Annotated in this window: 16 protein-coding genes; 11 read left to right on the top strand and 5 right to left on the bottom strand. The window is 38.4% G+C overall.

All coding sequences use genetic code 11. From position 1 onward, the window contains the following. Positions 1 to 4: 4 nt before the first annotated feature. Together GOQ16_RS07710 and rsmI are read right to left on the bottom strand one after the other, a co-directional pair. Positions 5 to 757, bottom strand: a complete 753-nt coding sequence (locus tag GOQ16_RS07710; RefSeq protein ID WP_160068759.1) for a PH domain-containing protein — start codon at positions 755 to 757, stop codon at positions 5 to 7. 30 nt (positions 758 to 787) lie between these two features. Further along, positions 788 to 1,453 carry a 16S rRNA (cytidine(1402)-2'-O)-methyltransferase gene (gene rsmI, locus GOQ16_RS07705; RefSeq protein WP_160068758.1) on the bottom strand — a complete coding sequence of 222 codons (666 nt, stop codon included), beginning with the start codon at positions 1,451 to 1,453 and terminating at the stop codon, positions 788 to 790. 225 nt (positions 1,454 to 1,678) lie between these two features. Between rsmI and serS the strand changes: the two genes are divergently transcribed. Continuing rightward, positions 1,679 to 2,950 (top strand): serine--tRNA ligase, encoded by a 1,272-nt coding sequence (gene serS, locus GOQ16_RS07700; RefSeq protein ID WP_160068757.1) that lies wholly within the window; start codon positions 1,679 to 1,681, stop codon positions 2,948 to 2,950. A 131-nt stretch (positions 2,951 to 3,081) separates the two neighbouring features. Here serS and GOQ16_RS07695 read toward each other — a convergent pair whose 3' ends face one another. From GOQ16_RS07695 to aspS, 3 genes are all read right to left on the bottom strand, one after another. After that, the gene (locus GOQ16_RS07695; protein ID WP_160068756.1) at positions 3,082 to 4,473 is read right to left on the bottom strand and encodes a LutB/LldF family L-lactate oxidation iron-sulfur protein; all 1,392 of its coding nucleotides are present in this window, start codon (positions 4,471 to 4,473) and stop codon (positions 3,082 to 3,084) included. A gap of 142 nt (positions 4,474 to 4,615) precedes the next feature. Continuing rightward, positions 4,616 to 4,861 carry a hypothetical protein gene (locus tag GOQ16_RS07690; RefSeq protein ID WP_160068755.1) on the bottom strand — a complete coding sequence of 82 codons (246 nt, stop codon included), beginning with the start codon at positions 4,859 to 4,861 and terminating at the stop codon, positions 4,616 to 4,618. A gap of 160 nt (positions 4,862 to 5,021) precedes the next feature. Next, positions 5,022 to 6,776: an aspartate--tRNA ligase gene (gene aspS, locus GOQ16_RS07685; RefSeq protein WP_160068754.1), complete on the bottom strand. Its 1,755-nt coding sequence runs from the start codon at positions 6,774 to 6,776 to the stop codon at positions 5,022 to 5,024. A 404-nt stretch (positions 6,777 to 7,180) separates the two neighbouring features. On the opposite strand from aspS, the gene mraZ reads away from it, so the two are divergent. The 10 genes from mraZ to murC are packed head-to-tail and all read left to right on the top strand — an operon-like array spanning position 7,181 to position 18,889. Then, positions 7,181 to 7,654 carry a division/cell wall cluster transcriptional repressor MraZ gene (gene mraZ / locus GOQ16_RS07680; protein ID WP_160068753.1) on the top strand — a complete coding sequence of 158 codons (474 nt, stop codon included), beginning with the start codon at positions 7,181 to 7,183 and terminating at the stop codon, positions 7,652 to 7,654. Continuing rightward, entirely contained in the window at positions 7,647 to 8,564 is a 918-nt protein-coding gene (rsmH, locus tag GOQ16_RS07675; RefSeq protein WP_160068752.1) for a 16S rRNA (cytosine(1402)-N(4))-methyltransferase RsmH, read from the top strand. The genes mraZ and rsmH overlap by 8 nt, the downstream gene beginning before the upstream one ends. Before the next feature lie 11 nt (positions 8,565 to 8,575). Then, positions 8,576 to 8,986: an FtsL-like putative cell division protein gene (locus tag GOQ16_RS07670; RefSeq protein WP_149914069.1), complete on the top strand. Its 411-nt coding sequence runs from the start codon at positions 8,576 to 8,578 to the stop codon at positions 8,984 to 8,986. Between the two features lie 16 nt (positions 8,987 to 9,002). Next, positions 9,003 to 11,117: a PASTA domain-containing penicillin-binding protein gene (locus tag GOQ16_RS07665; RefSeq protein WP_160068751.1), complete on the top strand. Its 2,115-nt coding sequence runs from the start codon at positions 9,003 to 9,005 to the stop codon at positions 11,115 to 11,117. A 1-nt stretch (position 11,118) separates the two neighbouring features. Further along, a complete protein-coding gene (locus GOQ16_RS07660; RefSeq protein ID WP_160068750.1) occupies positions 11,119 to 12,573 on the top strand; it encodes a UDP-N-acetylmuramoyl-L-alanyl-D-glutamate--2,6-diaminopimelate ligase in 1,455 nt (484 codons plus the stop codon). An 8-nt stretch (positions 12,574 to 12,581) separates the two neighbouring features. Continuing rightward, positions 12,582 to 13,826 carry a phospho-N-acetylmuramoyl-pentapeptide-transferase gene (gene mraY, locus GOQ16_RS07655; protein ID WP_160068749.1) on the top strand — a complete coding sequence of 415 codons (1,245 nt, stop codon included), beginning with the start codon at positions 12,582 to 12,584 and terminating at the stop codon, positions 13,824 to 13,826. A gap of 1 nt (position 13,827) precedes the next feature. Beyond that, positions 13,828 to 15,201, top strand: coding sequence for a UDP-N-acetylmuramoyl-L-alanine--D-glutamate ligase (murD, locus tag GOQ16_RS07650; protein ID WP_160068748.1), 1,374 nt, complete (start codon positions 13,828 to 13,830; stop codon positions 15,199 to 15,201). An 8-nt stretch (positions 15,202 to 15,209) separates the two neighbouring features. After that, positions 15,210 to 16,424, top strand: coding sequence for an FtsW/RodA/SpoVE family cell cycle protein (locus tag GOQ16_RS07645; RefSeq protein ID WP_160068747.1), 1,215 nt, complete (start codon positions 15,210 to 15,212; stop codon positions 16,422 to 16,424). 10 nt (positions 16,425 to 16,434) lie between these two features. Beyond that, positions 16,435 to 17,529: an undecaprenyldiphospho-muramoylpentapeptide beta-N-acetylglucosaminyltransferase gene (gene murG, locus GOQ16_RS07640; protein WP_160068746.1), complete on the top strand. Its 1,095-nt coding sequence runs from the start codon at positions 16,435 to 16,437 to the stop codon at positions 17,527 to 17,529. 7 nt (positions 17,530 to 17,536) lie between these two features. Then, entirely contained in the window at positions 17,537 to 18,889 is a 1,353-nt protein-coding gene (gene murC / locus GOQ16_RS07635) for a UDP-N-acetylmuramate--L-alanine ligase (protein ID WP_160068816.1), read from the top strand. Positions 18,890 to 18,891: the final 2 nt, after the last annotated feature.

Raw genomic sequence — 18,891 nt, 5'->3', positions numbered from 1 at the left:
TATATTATAACTGTGCTAGAATTTCTGCTTTTTTATTTTCGTATTCCGCTTGCGAAATCAACTGCTTATCGTAAAGATTTTTCAGTTTCTTTAGTTTTAACGTCAATTCATCTTCGACTTCTTCTACCTCAGCAGCTGGCGGAGTGTAAATTGGAGTTTGATAAGTTTGATTCACAGGCGCAGTATACGTGTGGTCTTGTATCACAACAGGAGGCTGCTCGATTTCGATAATTTTTGGCTGTTCTTCGAATTTTGGAAGTGTAGTTTCTTCAACTTTTTCGCCATAAATATCACGAACTGGAACGACTGGTTTTGAAATTGATGGCTGTGTTTCAACAACTGGCTTTGGCTCAGTCTTCTTTGGACTTGATTTTATTTCTTCCAAAACTTCTTTGATAAGCTGATACAAACGTCGCGCTTGCGTTTTGGGGATATAATCTATGCTCAGATTTTCACTCGTAAATGGGATAACAGTTACTTTTGAACCAAATATTTCTTCTTTGAAAGCGATATCTTTAATATCTTTCCAATCAAATATTTCAAAATTTGTTGCCAAACCCAATTTTGTGAATTCACACAAGAATATACGTTTGTTACTAATCGCAATACTGTCCGGCAATAAAGTTACAGCTGGTTTTTTCTGTAAAGCAATATAGCTAACCACTTCATCTTGATTCAACATCGTTGAAATCTTAGTGTATATTTTCTCGATCACTTTTGGATCTTGACCATCTTGTACAAATTTATCTAAGCTCATAGTAAAGTGATAAGTTAAATTCTTGTTTATTTATTCTGACCCTGCTACACAAAATACAAATTCTCCCTTAATCGCATTGTTTTCAAAATGTAATTTTAGATCCGCTAAAGTTCCCCTTACATTTTCTTCGTACAATTTACTCAATTCTCTGGAAATAGAAGCTTGTCGTTCTTCCCCAAAGTAGGTTATGAATTCTTCAATGGTTTTTAAGATTCGATGCGGGGATTCATAAAAAATCATTGTTCTTTTTTCATCAGCAAGTTGTTTCATTCGGGTTTGACGACCTTTTTTCACAGGAAGAAAACCTTCAAAACAAAACCTATCATTCGGTAATCCAGAATTAACTAACGCAGGAACAAAAGCGGTTGCGCCAGGCAAACATTGTACTTCTAGTCCTTCTTTAATGGCTTCACGCACCAATAGAAAACCAGGATCTGATATTGCAGGTGTACCTGCATCCGAAATCAAGGAAATAGTTTGTCCTTCTTTCAAAAATTTGATGATCTCAGAGACAGCCTTGTGTTCATTATGCTGGTGATGCGCAAATACTTTCTTCTCGATGCCAAAATGCTTAAGCATAGGCGCACTTGTACGCGTATCTTCTGCCAAAATCAAATCTGATTCTTTTAAAATGCGTATCGCACGGAAAGTCATATCTTCCAAATTGCCGATTGGCGTAGGGACTAAATATAGCATACATCAAAGGTACGTAATATAAGATAGTTGCAAAACGATGTGATAAAAAAAGACTTAAACAGGGCGTCTAAGTCTTTAGGAAAGCTGTAATGGAAAAATTTATTCTGTTATAAGAACGGTCTATTACTGTGATTTGCTACAAGCTGTTTAGAATTGTTTTGTGGCAAATTTTAATGGATTGTCTGCCTCAGTTTCTTATCTTTGTGCCCATAAACTCAAAATAATATGTTGCAGTTAAATTATATCCGTGATAACAGGGATACGGTTGTTGAGAGATTAGCCGTTAAGAATTTCAAAGATGTAGCTTTGGTTGACGAAATCATTAGCTTGGATGAACAGCGCCGCAAGATTCAAAGTGAATCTGACGCTATTGCTGCAGAAGCAAATTCATCCGCTAAGCAAATCGGTGATTTGATGCGTCAAGGTAAGAAAGAAGAAGCTGAAGCGATCAAAGCAAAATCGTCCGGATATAAAGAGCAACAAAAACAATTCTTAGACAAATTGGCTGAAGTAGAATCTGCATTGCAGGAGAAAATTGTGCAATTGCCAAATTTGCCACATACATCAGTTCCTCTAGGGGTTTCTGCTGAGGATAATGAAGTCGTGTTGACACATGGTGAAATTCCCACTCTAGCAGATAGTAAAGTACCACATTGGGAATTGTTGACAAAATATGATATAGTTGATTTAGAATTGGGGGTAAAAGTTACAGGTGCTGGTTTCCCGGTTTATAAAGGAAAAGGTGCGCGTTTACAACGTGCGTTGATTAACTTTTTCCTGGATCAAGCTGCCGAAGCAGGATATACTGAGGTGCAGGTCCCGATAATGGTAAATGAAGCTTCAGCTTTTGCGACGGGACAATTGCCCGATAAAGAGGGGCAGATGTACCATGTAACGAATGATGATTTGTATTTGATTCCTACTGCAGAAGTACCAGTGACAAACTTGTATCGTGATGTGATTGTGAAAGAGGAACAATTCCCAATCAGACATTGTGCATATACGCCATGTTTCCGTCGTGAGGCGGGTTCATATGGTGCGCACGTACGTGGGTTGAATCGTCTTCACCAATTCGATAAGGTAGAAGCGGTGCAAATCGTACACCCAGATAAATCGTACGAAGTATTGGAAGAAATGAGCCAGTACGTACAAGGTTTGTTGCAAAAATTAGAATTGCCATACCGTGTATTGCGTTTGTGTGGTGGTGATATGAGTTTCACTTCAGCGCTAACGTACGATATGGAAGTGTATTCAGCAGCACAAGAACGTTGGTTAGAAGTGTCTTCGGTATCTAACTTTGAGACATTCCAATCAAATCGCTTGAAAGTACGTTTCAAAAATGCGGATGGTAAGATGCAATTAGCACATACGTTGAATGGTTCTGCTTTGGCATTGCCACGTATTGTAGCTTCTATTTTAGAAAACAACCAATCTGATAAGGGAATCAAAATTCCTACCGCATTGGTGCCTTACACAGGTTTTGAATATATTGACTAAAATCAATGTTAGATATATTGAAAATGGCTACATAATTCTGTAGCCATTTTTTTATATCATCTTAGATGGAATGAGCATCTCGTGAAACTTTTTAGATTTCTCCAATCTTCAAAATGACAAGCCATTGCCTTTTATTTATCCTTATTCTTTTGTTGCTCTTTATATTGTTTCGAGAAAGATTTATCTGGAAATTGAGGTAAATCACGGTTTTCGCCCCAAGCTTTCTTGAAGAAATTACGCATTAAGAAATTTTTAAACTTTCCGCCAAAGAAATCAATCCATTTTCTCTTCTTCACACCAAAAGTAAAACCTTTCCACAGGCGTTGTTCGGAAGCAGGAGATAGGTTCTCTTGTACAGAATCGCGTCTATTTAGCAAAAGCATTTTTTGGATATCAATATTTACAGGGCAAACTTCTGTACACTTTCCACATAGACTAGAAGCATATGAAAGGTGTTTAAATTCTTTCATTCCGTTAAGGTGAGGCGATATTAAAGAGCCTATAGGTCCTTGGTAAGTCGTTTCATACGTGTGACCTCCTATATTTTGGTAAATAGGGCAGGCATTAAGACAAGCGCCACAGCGTATGCAATATAATCCTTGTCGCTGATCTTTTTTCTCTAAGACATTTGTGCGACCATTGTTTAAAAGTACGACATACATTTCTTCCGGGCCATCTGTTTCTCCTTCTTGTCTTGGGCCACACAGCAAAGTATTATAAACTGTAAGGTTTTGACCTGTTCCATGGGAAGCCAATAATGGCCAAAACAAATCCAAATCCATCATGGTTGGAATTACCTTTTCTATACCCACTACGGCAATATGGACTTTTGGAAATGTGGTTGTCAAGCGCGCGTTTCCTTCATTTTCAGTAATGGCAATACTACCTGTATCCGCTACGAGGAAATTTGCCCCAGAAATTCCAATTTCAGCTGTTGTATATTTTTCACGTAGCAGCTCGCGCGCTTTCATCGTTAATTGTTCAGCAGTAGCATCTAACGGGGTTTCGAATTTCTCATGGAAAAGTTTGGCTATTTCTTCTAAGCTGAGGTGCATGGCGGGCGTCACGAAGTGATAGGGCTTATGATCCAATTGTTGAATGATATATTCACCTAAGTCACTTTCTATTGGTTCAATGCCTTTTTTTCCTAAGAAATGATTCAATTCAATTTCTTCGGTAGCCATAGATTTGGATTTAATTACCGATTTGGCATTGTGCTTTTCGAAAATTTTCCAAATCTCTTGTTGCGCTTCTTCCGCATTATCAGCCCAAATTACTTTTCCGCCATTTGCCGTAAAATTAGCTTCAAAGTCAACCAAATATTTATCTAAGTTCTCAATAGTACGCCATTTAATTAGATTCGCTTTCTTTTTAGAGTTTTCTAAATCGAAAAACTTACTCTTTCCCTTTTCGAAAGCCACGTTATATTTATCAATATTATTAGATATAATCTCTCGGTGTTTAAGATCAAATGATTTGGCTGAACTGTCTTTTAAAAACTTATTTTCGATATTTTGCGCCATGCTAACTCTACTAATTCTCCTACAAAAATAAAAGCTGGTTATATGCTAACCAACTTTTAAATATAGCCCTAAAAAATTTAATTATTGTATTTATATTTAATAAAATGGAAACTCTTGAAGGTTTGATTTCGCACTATATTTTTTATGGATAAGCATTTCTTGCACCGCGAATCTGGTTCGCCATTTCTGAATTTAGTAAGTATCTCATTATTTGTCTTGGAATATTCATTATACAGGAGAGTACCTTCTTTGTATGAGATAAATTTTTCTCATAGCTGCCTGATAGTTTACTCTCCTCTTCTCTGGGGGTGCAACTTGGGAAACACATAATTCCAAATAGTAAAACACAAATAATATTTATGTTCTTACTTAGGTTTTTCTTTTTCATAATAATAAAATATTAGGGTTAGTGATTTAAAATTAGTGATATATAGGGGTATGAAAAAGGGTGAAAATCCTGTTTTTTGAAATTTAATAAATAAGTGCCAGCAACAAAAAACGGGTGAACTATTTGAGTTCACCCGTTTCATATTATTTGATTTAGGCTATTAGCCTTTTAAAGCTAGCGCTAAACTTAATTCTTCTAATTGCGCCTGATCAACTGGGGCTGGAGCGTCAATCATTACATCGCGTCCTGAATTGTTTTTCGGGAAAGCTATGAAATCACGAATAGTCTCTTGACCACCTAAGATAGCTACTAAACGGTCTAAACCAAAAGCTAATCCACCATGTGGAGGTGCCCCATATTGGAAAGCATTCATCAAGAAACCAAATTGATCTTGCGCTTGCTCAGGAGTAAAACCTAAATTTTTGAACATCAAAGCTTGCATTTCTTTATCGTGGATACGGATAGAACCACCACCAATTTCATTGCCATTCAATACTAAATCATACGCGTTTGCGCGTACTTTTCCTGGATCTGTATCCAATAGGTGCATATCTTCAGGTTTTGGAGAAGTGAATGGATGGTGCATTGCGTGGAATCTTTCAGAATCCTCATCCCACTCTAATAATGGGAAGTCTACCACCCAAAGTGGAGCGAATTCATCTGATTTACGTAAACCCATACGATTACCCAATTCCATACGCAAAGCAGAAAGTTGTGCTCTAGTTTTGTTAGCAGGGCCAGATAATACTAAAATTAAATCGCCTTCCTGAGCGCCAGTAGCTTCAGCCCATTTTGCTAAATCATCTTGATCGTAGAATTTGTCTACTGAAGATTTGTATTGGCCATTTGCTTCGCATTTTACGTAAACCATACCTGATGCGCCTACTTGTGGGCGTTTTACCCAATCAATTAAAGCATCGATTTCTTTACGCGTATAAGTAGCTGCGCCTGGTACAGCAATACCTACTACTAATTCTGCTGAATTAAATACTGGAAAATCTTTGTGTTGAGCAATAGCATTTAATTCGCCGAATTTCATACCAAAACGAATATCTGGTTTGTCGTTCCCATATGTACGCATTGCCTCATCAAAAGTCATGCGTGGGAATTTTTCAATATCGATATTGTGGATTTTCTTTAATAGGTGACGTGTCAAGCCTTCAAATACATTCAAAATGTCTTCTTGTTCGATGAAAGACATCTCGCAGTCGATTTGCGTGAATTCAGGTTGACGATCTGCACGTAAATCTTCATCACGGAAACATTTTACAATTTGGAAATAACGGTCCATACCCGCTACCATTAGCAATTGTTTAAATGTTTGCGGAGATTGTGGCAACGCATAAAATTGACCTGGATTCATACGTGAAGGAACCACAAAATCACGAGCACCTTCAGGAGTAGATTTAATTAAGTAAGGTGTTTCTACTTCACAGAAATCAAGATTTGATAAGTAGTTACGAACTTCTTGAGCCACTTTGTGACGGAACAATAAGCTATTTTTTACAGGATTACGACGGATGTCTAGGTAACGATATTTCATACGAATATCTTCACCACCATCAGTTTCGTCTTCAATTGTGAATGGAGGAAGCTGAGCTTCGTTAAGAATAGTTAATTCTGTAACTAAAACCTCAATTTCACCTGTCGGAATATTATTGTTTTTAGATTCGCGTTCGATTACTGTCCCTTTTACTTGGATTACAAACTCACGACCTAAAGATTTAGCTAATTGCATTACAGCAGCTTCTGTACGTGCCTCATCAAAGATTAATTGTGTGATACCATAACGATCTCGTAGATCCACCCAAATCATAAAACCTTTGTCACGTGATTTTTGTACCCAACCAGCAAGTGTTACTTCCTTATTTACATCAGCGATTCGAAGTTCGCCGCAATTTTGACTTCTATACATAGTATTAAGTAGAAAATATATCCTGCAAAATTATCGGTTTTGAAGGAGAATAACGAATGCATTCGTAGAAATAAAATTGACTAAATGACTACTCAAAATACTGATTTTCTACTGTGAATAATGTCCTACCACTTTGCCCCACTTTTTTGATTTTTTATGCGAAATCAATGTGTTTTTCTGTTAATAATTTCTGTTTTGTGGCTTAAAAATGACATAATAGGTTGGTGAAATTAACATGTTGATTTTCAATAAAAAAAGTGCTTAATGATGCTTTTGGTGGTGTTTTTTGTTAATGATTTTAACATAAATTGTGATGTGGAAAACTTTTTTGTGGGGGATTGTGGGAGTATGTGGGGGAAAGTGTATACTTTTACATTAAATTTGATTAGCGATATAGACTACAGATGAATTTTTTAATCGGAGAATACGAATGCAAGCTGGACGCCAAAGGTAGAATGGTGGTTCCTGTAGCGCTCAAACGTCAGTTGCCTGATGTGGAGCGTGAAGGGCTTGTTGTGAATCGTGGCTTCGATGGAAATTTGGTGATTTATACACGTACAGAGTGGAATAAAATTTTATCTCAATTGTCGAGGTTAAATCAATTTCAAGCGAAGAATCGTGATTTCGTGCGAAAGTTTACGAGCGGCGCTACGGAATTGACATTGGATTCTGCGGGTCGTGTGTTGTTGCCTAAAAGTTTGTTGGATTACGCACAGGTGGGTTCAGAATTGGTGCTGGTGTGTAATTTGAGTAAAGTAGAATTGTGGTCTAAAGCTAAGCATGAGGAGCGAATGAATGCTATTTCGGAAGAGGATTTTTCAGATTTGGCGGAGTCAGTAATGGGAGATTTTGATTTAGAAGGAGGTTTTAATGTCTAATGAACAAGTGTATCACGTGCCTGTAATGCTTCATGAATGCATGGAAGCTTTGGATATTAAGCCAGATGGTGTGTATGTGGATGTGACTTTTGGTGGTGGTGGTCATTCGCGTGAAATATTAAAAAGATTAGGTCCATCGGGGAAATTGATCGCATTTGATCAGGATCCTGATGCTATAAACAATATAATTGCTGATGACCGATTTGTGTTGGTTCATCAGAATTTTCGTTTTCTGAAAAACTACCTAAGACTTGAGGGGGTGAAAGAGGTGGATGGTATTTTGGGTGATCTGGGTGTTTCTTCTCATCAGTTTGATGATGCAGAGCGCGGCTTCTCTATACGCTTTGATGCGGATTTGGATATGCGTATGGATCAGGTTTCGGATTTGGATGCGCGCAAAGTTTTGAATACCTATTCGGAAGAAGATTTGCATCGCATCTTTGGGATGTATGGTGAGGTTCAAAATGCCAAGTCATTGGCTAAAACAATTGTTACGGCGCGCTTGACAAAAGAAATTAATACGGTAGCTGAATTGAAAGAGGTGATTAAGAAGTTGGTTCCAAAAGGAAAAGAACATAAATATCATGCTCAGGTTTTTCAGGCATTGCGTATTGAGGTAAATAAAGAATTGGAGGCCTTGCAAGAGTTTTTGATGCAAAGTATCTCTGTTCTGAAAGAAAATGGTCGTTTGGTCATTATGTCATATCACTCTTTGGAAGATCGTTTGGTGAAAAATTTCATGCTGAAAGGAAAATTTAGAGGAGAGGTGGAAAAAGACTTTTTCGGCAATGAAATTAAGCCTTTTCGAGTAATTACACGAAAAGCGATTACAGCTTCTGAAGAAGAATTGCAATTAAATAATCGTTCGCGTAGTGCAAAATTACGCGTAGCGGAAAAGATAGCTAATTAACAATCACGGTTGTGTCGAGAAGAAATACGTTGCGTAACCAAGAGCTGAGTGAAGATGTCCAAGAGGAGATCTCGGAATCGGTAGAAGAAAAAGTAGAGGAGACTCGTAGTTTTCTTCGTGATTTGTTTTCACCAGCAAGGTTGTCAACGTATTTGGTGACAAGAAATTTGCCTTTTGGGGCTTTCTTAGCTTTTTTGGCGCTGTTGTATATTTCTAATCGTCACTTGGCGGAGCGTACAGTTAGGCAAATTGATCGTTTGGGTCGTGAGGTAAAGGAATTGAGTTGGGATTATAAGTCTTTGTCTGCGGAGTTGATGAAATTAACAACGCAATCGGAGATCGCAAAAAGGGCTGATACATTGGGGTTGAAGGAGCGGACGGAGCCGCCAATTAAACTTGAGGTAGTAAAAGAGAAAAAATAAGTAGTAAATACTTAGTATGAATATAAGGAAGTCCATATTAATGCGTGTGTACCTGGCTTTCGGGCTTATGGTATTCGGAGCTTTAGCGGTTTTTGCTAAGCTTTTGCACCTGCAATATGTGGATGGAGAAAAATGGCGTTCTATCGCGGATAGTTTAACTATTCAAGAGCGTGTGGTCGAGGCGGCTAGAGGAAATATTTTTTCGGTGGATGGAAGTTTGTTAGCCACTTCTGTTCCGGAATATGAAATTAGGTTTGACGCGATGTCAATTCCTGAAGAGTACAATGACGTGTTTAATAACAAGGTGGATTCCTTGGCTTCTAAATTGGCTGGATTTTTTAAAGATAAATCTTCGCGTCAGTATTTAGTTATTCTGAAGCAAGCGAGAAGTAAAAAGCAACGTTATGTCTTGTTGAAACGTGCGGTTTCACATCAAGATTTGAAAGTATTGAAGACTTTTCCGTTGTTCAAGACTTTCCGTGAAGGTAAAAGAAGATATTCGAGTAGTCTGGTTGCGGTAAGACAGAATAAAAGGATTTTACCATTTACGAATCTTGCTGCACGTACTATCGGTTACAAGAATGATGAATTCAGAGTTGGGTTAGAAGGTGCTTACGGAGATTATATCGAAGGTAGAAGTGGTGCCCAAATGATGCAACGTATTGCAGGTGGTGTGTGGGTTCCGGTAAATAGAGAATTGGAAGTCGCGCCTGTGGATGGTTCGGATATTATTTCGACTATCGATGTGAATATGCAGGATATGGCGCAACGCGCATTGGGCAAGCAGATGAAAATCAGCAATGCTGATGAGGGATGTGTGATATTGATGGAAGTGCAGACTGGTGAAATTCGTGCGATAGCGAATTTTACGAAGGATAAAGATGGTGAATATCGGGAAAAATTTAATTACGCTATTGCGCAAACTGCTGATCCAGGTTCGACGTTTAAGCTAGCGTCCTATTTGGCTGCTTTGGATGACGGCTATATTGATACAGCTACGCGTATAGATATTGGAAATGGAACGTACAAGGTTCCTTCGCATACGATTCGCGATTCGCATGCGCCTAAAAAATCTAATATCAGCGTGAAAACTGCTTTTGAGGAATCCTCGAATGTGGCTATAACGAAATTGATTAACACGCATTACGGAGATAATCCAGCGCAATATACATCAAAATTGCATAGCTGGGGTTTGCATGAGCCATTGCAATTGCAAATTCCTGGAGAAGGCAAACCAGTGGTAAAGACACCAAAAAATAGATCTTGGAGTAAATTGTCATTGATACAAATGGCTTATGGATATGAATTGTTGTTGACACCATTGCAAACTTTGACATTATACAATGGTGTAGCGAATAATGGAAAGTTAATAGCTCCGTTGTTTGTACGTGAGATTCGTCATTTAGGAAATACCGTAGAAAGATTTGAAGCTCGTGTGATCAACAAACAAATGGCTTCTTCAGATGCGATAGCTAAAATGAAGGGTATGCTAGAGGGGGTTATGATTGACGGAACAGGCAAGAGATTGGCGAGTCCATTGTATTCAGCTGCTGGTAAAACAGGAACTGCGCAAATGGCTGATAATTCTCGTGGCTATGGGCAAAGACGTTATCAATCGTCGTTCGCAGGTTATTTTCCGGCAGATAATCCAAGGTATTCAATGATCGTAGTTATTCGCAACCCACGCAACGGTTATTATGGTGGGTCAGTAGCTGGTCCAGTTTTCAAGGAATTGGCGGATATGGTTTATGCAAACGACTTGAATTTGCATGGCACTTTTGCTACTAAAAGTGTGAATACAGCGGGAATGCGCACACCTTTAACGTTGAATGGTTCGAAAGAAGCGTCAACAAAAGTATATGAGTCATTGGGATTTAATCCTCAAAATTGGAATACAATTAGTCAAGGCGATTCGGCTGTAACACAACGCGGTTTTCCATTTGTGGAGGTAAATATAAAAGAAGGTATTGTTCCGAATGTAAAAGGAATGGGATTAGTGGATGCGATTTTTACAATGGAAAATGCGGGTTTTAAGACCAAGGTAGTAGGGAAGGGTAAAGTTATTGCACAGTCGTTGGCCGCTGGGCAGCGCTTAAAAATGGGTTCAAATGTCTCATTAGAGTTGAATTGATATGAAGTTAAAAGAGTTGTTACATGCTATTCCTGTATTGCAGGTTTTTGGTTCACTGGATGTAGATGTGGAGGCTATTGCTTTTGATTCCAGACAAGCGCAGCATGGAACTCTTTTCGTTGCGGTGAAAGGTGTGCATACTGATGGACATTTGTATATACCCAAAGTCGTAGAAAATAATGCTGCTGTTTTGGTAGTAGAGGAATTGCCAGAAGATATTAATGAGGAAGTAACTTACATTCAGGTTAGTGATAGTGCGTATGCTTTAGGAATTATCGCGGGTAATTTTTATGGAAATCCGTCCCAAGATTTAAAATTGGTAGGTGTTACAGGTACAAATGGTAAAACTACTGTTGCGACATTGTTATTCAACTTATTCAATCAATTGGGCTATCATGTAGGGCTGCTTTCAACGGTTGAAAATAGAATTGGTTCGGCTATAATTCCAGCAACACATACGACTCCGGATCCGGTGGCTTTAAATAAGCTTCTACGCCAAATGGTGGACGATGGTTGTGATTATTGTTTCATGGAAGTGAGTTCGCATGCGGTGATTCAGCAACGTATTGTGGGATTGCGTTTCGCTGGTGGAATATTCACCAACATTACGCACGATCATTTGGATTTCCATGGCACATTTGACAATTACATCAAAGCGAAGAAAAAATTCTTTGATGATTTGGATGGTTATGCTTTTGCATTGACCAATGTCGATGATAGAAACGGTAATATCATGCTTCAAAATACGTTTGCACATCGTAAATCCTACGGGTTGCAAAATATGGCTGATTTCAAAGCTAAAGTCTTGGAATCGCACTTTGATGGGATGTTGTTGCAGATTGACTCCCATGATTTGTGGGTGAAGTTAGTTGGCGGATTCAACGCATACAATTTATTAGCTGTCTATGCTGCTGCAATTCTTTTGGAACAAGAAACCTCAAAAGTTTTGGTGGCGCTAAGCGAAATTTCGGGAGCGGAAGGAAGATTTGAGACCATGCGTTCGACAAATGGTGTAGTTGGGATTGTGGATTATGCGCATACACCAGATGCAGTAGAAAATGTGTTAGAAACGATTAAAGACTTGCGTACAGTAGGTCAACAAATCATTACAGTATTAGGTTGTGGTGGAGATCGTGACAAAACTAAGAGACCAGAAATGGCAAAAGTGGCATTAAAATACAGTGATAAGTTGATTATCACTTCGGACAATCCACGTACAGAAGATCCATTTCAAATCATAAAGGAAATTGAAGCAGGTGTTTCACCAGAAAAAAAGAAAAATACATTCAGCATAGCTGATCGTCGTGAAGCTATCCGCGCAGCAGTTCATTTGGCAAATCCAGGTGATATTGTACTTGTGGCGGGTAAGGGACACGAAAAATATCAAGAAATAAACGGTGTACGTCATCATTTTGATGATAGAGAAGAGTTAGAAAATACCTTTAACGAGCAATAAGAGAATCGATGTTATATTATTTATTTGATTGGCTACAAGAAAACTGGAAGATTCCTGGATCGGGATTGTTTCAATACATTTCGTTTCGTACGGCGATAGCGGTTATTGTGTCGCTTATCATTACGACGGTTTTTGGTAGTCGATTGATCAATTTGTTGCACAAAAAACAAGTAGGTGAGACTATTCGTGATTTGGGTTTAGATGGCGAGAAAAAGAAACAAGGTACACCTACAATGGGTGGTTTAATTATCATCGCGGGTATTTTGATTCCAACATTGCTATTTGCCAAACTAAATAATATTTACATCATCATCATGGTGGTGACAACACTTTGGATGGGTGCAATTGGCTTTTTGGATGATTACATCAAAGTATTTAAGAAAAATAAGGAAGGTTTAGCAGGTCGTTTTAAAGTAATTGGGCAAGTGGGTTTGGGGATTTTAATCGCTATTACCATGTATTTCCATCCTGATATTGTTGTCCGCGAGCAGGTGATTAATCCTACTTCAGAAACGCCAGTAGAAGTGGTAATTAATCCTACTACAGGGGAAACTACCTACACGGAAAATGTGAAGTCTACAATGACCAATATTCCGTTTTATAAGGATAATGAGTTCGATTATTCGAAAGTGTTGCCAGTGATTGGTATCGATAGTCCTTGGGCTACGTTTGGGTTATTTTTGGTTGTTGTGGTATTTATTGTTACAGCAGTATCAAATGGAGCAAATATTACTGACGGAATAGATGGTCTGGCTACTGGTACTTCAGCTATTATCGGTATTACGTTGGCGATTTTGGCTTATGTATCGGGTAATATTATTTTCTCGGATTACTTGAATATCATGTATATACCAAATTCGGGAGAACTCGTGATTTTTGCTGGAGCTTTTGTGGGCGCGTGTACAGGGTTTTTGTGGTATAATGCGTATCCAGCACAAGTGTTTATGGGCGATACAGGATCGTTAGCAATCGGTGGTATTATAGCGGCTTTTGCGATTTTGATTCGTAAAGAATTGTTGATTCCTGTATTATGTGGTGTGTTTTTGATTGAAAATTTATCTGTCATAATGCAAGTTTCTTACTTCAAATACACGAAGAAAAGATTTGGTGAAGGCCGACGTATATTTTTGATGTCACCATTGCATCATCACTACCAAAAGAAAGGTTACCATGAGGCCAAAATAGTAACACGTTTTGTGATCGTGGGCGTGATATTAGCGATTTTGACCATCGTAACTTTAAAAACAAGATAATATGGGAAATATTGCCAATACATATTATCCACAATCGGGACGTTTAGTTGTACTTGGAGCTGGTGAAAGTGGCGTGGGAGCAGCTATTCTAGGTAAGGAAAAAGGTTTTGATGTCTTTGTGTCGGATATGGGAACGATAGCTGATTCGTACCAATCAAGTTTGGTCAAGGAAGGGATAGCGTTCGAATCGGGACAACATACGGAAGATTTGATTTTGAATGCAGCTGTTGTTGTCAAAAGTCCTGGTATTCCTGAGAAAGCACCATTGATTCAAAAGCTTCGTTCTTTGAATATTCCTATAATCTCAGAAATTGAATTTGCAGCGCAGTATACGGATGCAAAATTAATTTGTATTACGGGATCAAATGGCAAATCAACAACGACATTGCTAACACATTATATGTTGCAAAAGGCAGGCTTAAATGTAGGCTTGGCTGGCAATATTGGTAAAAGCTTCGCTTTGCAGGTTGCGCGTGAAACATTTGATACTTATGTATTGGAAATTTCCAGCTTTATGTTGGATGACATGTATCATTTCCGTGCAGATATTGCTGTGATATTAAATATTACACCCGATCATTTGGATCGGTATGATTATAAGATGGAGAATTATTCGAATTCAAAATTCAGAATGATTCAAAATCAACGTCCAGAAGACTATTTCATCTATTGCTTAGATGATGAGGAAACGGTAAAAGCATTGCCAAGATTTGAAATCACAGCACAGCAATTGCCGATGACACAAGAGCAAATAGTAGCCGTGGGAGCGTATTTGGACGAGAATAAAAATTTGAAAATTAACTTACCTAATAGAGACGAGTTCGAGATGAATATTGAAGAGTTATCATTACAAGGAAAGCACAATGTCTATAATAATATGGCATCTGGCTTAATCGCTAAAGTGCAAGAGTTACGCAACCAAAGCATGAAAGAGAGCATGGGGTCGTATGTGAACATTTCACATAGATTGGAGCATGTAGCGTTGATCGGTGGAGTTAACTACATCAATGATTCGAAAGCAACGAATGTGAACTCTGTTTGGTATGCATTGGAAAGTTTCTCGACAGACATCGTCTTGTTATTGGGAGGTGTAGATAAAGGAAATGATTACGATATGCTTCGTGATTTAGTAAAGCAAAAAGTAAAAGCAATAATCTGTATTGGTAAAGATACTTCACGTATTCACGATGCTTTTGAAGATGAAGTGGACGTGATTGTAAATAGTTCTTCGATGGAAGATGCTGTCATGATTGCTTCGCATATCGCATCTAAAGGTGATACAGTATTATTGTCTCCTGCATGTGCAAGCTTTGATTGGTTTAAAAATTACGAAGAAAGAGGCGATAAATTCAAAGAAGCTGTGATGGCATTGTAAATCTAGTTATGGAGAAAATCTTTTCAAAACTAAAAGGTGATAAATGGATTTGGATTATCGTGATAATCTTATCAGGATGGTCTTTGCTTGCGGTGTATAGTTCGGTGGGTACTTTGGCTTATAAAGAAGGCAAAGGAACAGAATTGTATCTGGTTAAGCACTTCTCCATTATTGCTATCGGTTTAGTTTTTATGTATTTGTCTCACAAATTGGATTACAGATGGTACGCTGGAATTTCGAAAATATTAATGGTCATTACCATACCCTTACTACTATATACATTGATATTCGGTAGTTCGGTGAATGAAGCATCGCGTTGGGTGACCATTCCGGTTATCAACCAAACATTTCAGACGTCCGATTTAGCGAAGTTGGCTTTGATTACATTCTTAGCACGCATGTTGTCGCGTAAGGCACATGAAATTAAGGATTTGAAAAAGTCGTTTATCCCAATTATGGGAACAGTATGTGCGGTGTTTGTATTAATTGCGATTGCGAATTTATCGACAGCACTGATGTTGTTTGGAACAAGTATTCTTTTGTTAGTAATTGGTCGTATTGACATAAAACAAATTGGTCTTGTTTGTCTTGGTGGTGGCGTTCTTTTGACATTGGTTATTCTATTAGGACCTCGTCGTGCTACTTATATAAGCCGTATAGAAGGATTCTTCAAAACAGAACAAGTAGACGGTAGAAATACAAGTATTCCCTTTCAAGAGGATAAAAATTTCCAAGCTAACAATGCAAAAATAGCGATAGCGACAGGCGGATTATTTGGAAAAGGTCCTGGTAATAGTATTCAACGTAACGTATTACCACATCCATATTCGGATTTTATTTTCGCTATAATCATTGAAGAGTATGGAGCGTTAGGAGGTTTTGTATTGTTGTTCTTGTACTTGGCACTGATGTATCGGGTGATTCGTATTGTGACGATGAGTCCACGTGCTTTTGGTGCTTTTCTAGCCGCAGGACTAGGCTTCAGTTTGACTATCCAGGCATTAGCAAATATGGCAGTAGCAGTAGGATTGGGGCCAGTAACAGGTGTTCCATTGCCATTGGTAAGTATGGGAGGTACCTCGATATTATTCACAAGTGTTGCATTAGGTATTATTCTTTCGGTAAGTAGAAGTATCGAAGAATTAAAAAATAAAGAAGAATTAGAAGAAGGAACGATTACTGGTCCAAAAACCGCTAGAAAAGTAGTTGTAGGAACAGTTTAGTTTAGAGAATATGGCGCATAAAGTAATCATAAGCGGAGGTGGAACTGGGGGACATATTTTCCCGGCAATTGCGATTGCGAATGCATTGCGTCGTGTAGAGCCGAATATTGAAATATTGTTTGTAGGAGCGAATGGCAAGATGGAGATGGAGAAAGTGCCCGCGGCAGGTTATACAATTGTGGGATTAGATATTCAGGGATTCAATCGTTCATCACTTCTTAAAAATATATGCTTGCCTTTCAAGATGATTAGCAGTCTGTTGAAAGCAAGAAGAATTATCAAGGATTTCAAAGCAGATGTAGCGGTCGGTGTGGGAGGTTATGCTTCGGGTCCATTGTTGATGATGGCAAACATGATGGGCTTGCCAACATTAATTCAAGAACAAAACTCTTTTGCGGGTAAGACTAATAAAAGTTTGGGTAGTAAAGCGAATAAAGTTTGTGTAGCCTACGAAGGAATGGAGCAATTCTTTCCTGCAGAAAAAGTCTTGTTGACTGGAAATCCTATTCGTCGTACTTCGGTGGATATCGAAGGAAAAAAAGGAGAGGCTTTGGTTTCTTTCGGTCTGGAAGCTGGTAAGAAAACAATATTAGTAACGGGTGGAAGTCTAGGCGCTGGTACATTGAATGATTGTGTGAAACAAGCTTTTGAAAAAATCAAAGAAGCTGATGTACAAGTGATATGGCAATGTGGAAGCTATTATCATGAAGCATTGAATAAGGAAATTCAAGATTTACCTTACAATGTGAAAATGATGCCATTCTTACAACGTATGGATTATGCCTACGCCGCAGCAAATTTAATTATCGCTAGAGCTGGCGCAGGGACGATTTCGGAATTATGTGTAGTGGGTAAGCCAGTGATTTTAGTTCCATCACCAAATGTTGCAGAAGATCATCAAACTAAAAATGCAATGGCATTGGTTAATAAAAACGCTGCTTTGATGGTGAGAGATGTGGAAGCAAGAGAGAAATTAGTGAATGAAGCTTTGGCTTTATTACAAGATGAACATAAAATGAACGACTTAGCGGAGAACATTAAGAAGCTTGCCTTGTTGGATGCGGACGATGTAATTGCTAATGAAGTGTTGAAAATAATAAAATAGACAAATGATAAATATTGATCAAATAAAGCAAGTTTATCTTATCGGTATCGGTGGAATTGGTATGAGTGGTTTGGCGCGTTACTTCCAGCATTTGGGTTGTAAGGTTGTCGGCTACGACCGTACAGAAACTGATTTGACGCTTGCACTTGTACAGGAAGGAATTGATGTCGTTTATCAAGATGATATCGCTTTAATTCCAGCTGAATTTGATCAACCTTCAGCTGAGACTTTGGTGATTTTTACGCCAGCTGTTCCGAAGGATTTGAAAATCAAAAACTATTTTATTGATAAAGGTTTCGAAATTTTTAAACGTTCTCAAGTTCTAGGATTTATTAGTGCTAGTCGTTTCACCATTGGTGTGGCAGGTACGCATGGTAAAACTACGACGTCGACGATGATCGCGCATATATTAAAAGATTCGGGCTATGACTGTTCAGCTTTCTTAGGCGGTATTAGTTCCAATTACAATACGAATGTGTTGTATGGTGACAACAATGTTGTGGTGGTAGAAGCGGATGAGTACGATCGTTCTTTCTTGACGTTACATCCTAATATCGCGGTAGTGACTTCTGCGGATGCGGATCACTTGGATATTTACGGAGATGAATCGCATTTGATCGATTCGTTCAAAATGTACTTGGATAGAGTGGTAGAAGGTGGTCATCGTATTGTGAAAAAGGGTTTGCCGTTTTCGGGTGATATTTCTTATTCGAAAGACGAGCAAGCGGACGCACATGCAGAGCATATTGAAGTAATAGAAGGTGAATTTCATTTTGATTATGTAAAAGGTGATTTGCGTATCGCGAATATCAAGATGGGTATTGCGGGGCTACATAATATTGAAAATGCTGTTGCGGCAGTTACAGTTGCATTATTGTTGGAAATTGATCAAGATAAAATTGTTGCTGCATTAGCAAATTTCAGCGGAGCTAAAAGACGTTTTGAATACATCGTGCGTCAGCAAAATGCTATATATATTGATGATTATGCACATCACCCAGAGGAGTTAAGAGCATTTCTTTCTTCGTTGAAGAAGCTTTATCCTGCGAAAAAGATTACGGTAGTTTTCCAACCGCATTTGTTCTCGCGTACACGAGATTTTGTAGAAGGATTTGCAGAAGTGTTGGGTATGGCGGATGATTTATTGCTGATGGAAATTTATCCAGCACGTGAATTGCCAATCGAAGGCGTGACTTCTTCGTGGTTGTTAGAGAAAATTGATTTAGAAAACAAACGTGTAGTAACTCCTGAGCAAGTTTTGGAGTACGTTGAAAATGAGAAGCCAGAGCTTGTAGTGACGGTAGGAGCTGGTGATATTGATAGATTGGTAAAACCACTTAAAGCAATTATTGCGAAATAATT

Origin of the sequence: Sphingobacterium bovisgrunnientis, assembly GCF_009829085.1 — a bacterium.
Lineage (GTDB): Bacteria > Bacteroidota > Bacteroidia > Sphingobacteriales > Sphingobacteriaceae > Sphingobacterium > Sphingobacterium bovisgrunnientis.
This window is presented reverse-complemented; position numbering and strand designations above follow the sequence as displayed.